Origin of the sequence: Pseudomonas defluvii (genome assembly GCF_001695625.1) — a bacterium.
GTDB classification, from domain to species: domain Bacteria; phylum Pseudomonadota; class Gammaproteobacteria; order Pseudomonadales; family Pseudomonadaceae; genus Aquipseudomonas; species Aquipseudomonas defluvii.
On the sequence record NZ_MBPN01000246.1, the window covers coordinates 1 to 2,008 of the forward strand.

Below are 2,008 nucleotides of genomic sequence, written 5' to 3' on the forward strand. Positions count from 1 at the left end.
GAGCTTACATTTTCTAAGATCCTCGACTCCTTTTCCAGCCGGTCAGATTTTTTCTACACCCTTAAATGCGAAGAGCCAGTAAACTCAATGCTTTGAGTTTTTCTAACAGGCTCGACTAAATTTGAGGCTCGGACAACGATCTGGATAGCGCCGTGCAGTGGCTCGCGTTTTTTGGAAATCGCAACCCTGAGGTGAAATTCTTCTGGATTATCTTGATGCCGCCACTGTGTGCACTCGAACTCTACAAGTGCGCACGGTTCTGTGGGTTTCCCATCTTTCCAGTAAAAGGCGTTCTGATCACGGGGGCTATTCAAGCCTAGAAGGTTAGTATTCAATCGATCATACCCTGCCAGTGATGGAATGCTGGGTATTTCAAAGCCTCGCAAACTGGAAAAATCTGGATCGCGTACCCATCGTCCCTGAGGTCTCGCAGGTGTGGCTGATAACTCAAGCGGAACTTTGCTTTCTTCAAATTCTTTTGTGCTCGGAATGTCCATCAGTTTTATGTCGCTGGAAGCTGATTGGATTCTTACCAAAACGTCATCTGCGGGTCGTCCACCATTATTGATCAGGCTGGCTGATATAATAAACAATTCAGGTTGGGAGTTCAGCTTGTTGTGGATGTCTTTAAAATACTCGATGCACCTATTTAACCATGTATTGTATCTTTCGGTGTACGCTGAAATATCTTCCGGCGAGACTGGTATGTACTTTTCAATTGAGTGAAAGCCAAAGCGATTTATTGCGCCCTGACGCTCGGTTACCTCAGTTGAACCGAAGTCTGTTGCTATCGGATATAAGGTTTTCAGAAGCTCTGCAAGCTCTAAGAGCTGATCGTGAGTAAGTGGAGTATGCTTAACTCTAGTAAACTTCCAAGGGGCATCCATGAAAGAAATTGTGCAGCGAGGTTCCGAGTCTTTCAAACGTTTAAGGTCAGACTCTAGTTCTTTTATTCGCTTCTGATCTTCATCGTTCTCAGAATTGAGCAGCCAGTTATCAGGTACTTGATGAAACTTAATTCCAACCCTTTTGGCCATCAGCAAGGGTCCAGTATCGTGTGATAGAAAAAGCACTTCTCGATCATGTCTAGCCTGGTAGGCATGAGCAATACCTACCAAACGGTCATCTGCGTGATTGTAGTTAAGCAGGTCGCTAAGCTCATCCGATGGCTCCAGATTTTGCCCCAAGGCTACTGTAAGAGTCGGGCCTCTACCTTGCAAAGAAATCTCTATTTCATCTCCCTGTAAGAATTTTCGAAATAAAGAATTTGCAATTTTTGCTCGCTTGGCCAGTCGGCCGCTTCCGCTTTTTTGACTGTCAACCTCTGATATTACTGGTCGAGTGACTATGAGAATTACCTCGTCATAATTACCTAACACCTTCCATTCCAAAGCCTCTAGCTGCTTGCATTGGACGAAGACATTCGTGTCGGGAAAAACGTAGAGGATTTTTACCTGGCGTTCCATTCCGCGTGGCTCCTTGCTTTGATGGCGCATGTGAGCAAAAAATGATCGAAGGAGCCACTCGTGGTGGAACGTATGGCTACCATGCTTACTTAAGCCAGAGTCTAGGTTTCAGCTAAAAATGCCCCTTGAGCGATTTCCATTCTGAGCAGAAGCAATTGAGGAACTGACAATTTACTGGCTGATAGCATTATAATGTCAAAGAAAACTTAGGGGAAGATCTTAGGTTGGCGTGCATTGCAGGAAAAGCCATGACATGGGCTATGAAGTGAGTAAGCAGCAGCAATTTAGGATCGTTCAATTACTAAAGGATAAGGGGCTCTTCGCATTTAAGGGTGTAGCTGATTTCTAAACCGGCTCTTCGCATTTAAGGGTGTAGCTGATTTCTAAACCCTCCTGACTTCAGCAAGCACCTGGCTATGTAATTGGTTAAATTTCTAAAGCCCAAGGCGGTACCTCGTAAGTGCTCAAGTCGCCCGTTGATAGCTTCTGTTGGACCGTTGCTGGTTCCTGGCCGGTCGAAGTAGGCAAGGATGCTCTCAGCG

At 45.4% G+C, this 2,008-nt stretch carries 2 protein-coding genes; both read right to left on the reverse strand.

Annotated features, from left to right (window positions below):
• Positions 1 to 53: 53 nt before the first annotated feature.
• On the reverse strand, positions 54 to 1,466 hold the full coding sequence (locus EKA13_RS26990; protein WP_065762015.1) for a PIN domain-containing protein: 1,413 nt from the start codon (positions 1,464 to 1,466) through the stop codon (positions 54 to 56).
• Between the two features lie 364 nt (positions 1,467 to 1,830).
• Positions 1,831 to 2,008, reverse strand: a 178-nt coding sequence (locus EKA13_RS26995; RefSeq protein ID WP_141685661.1) for a transposase, incomplete at its 5' end; no start/stop codon positions are given.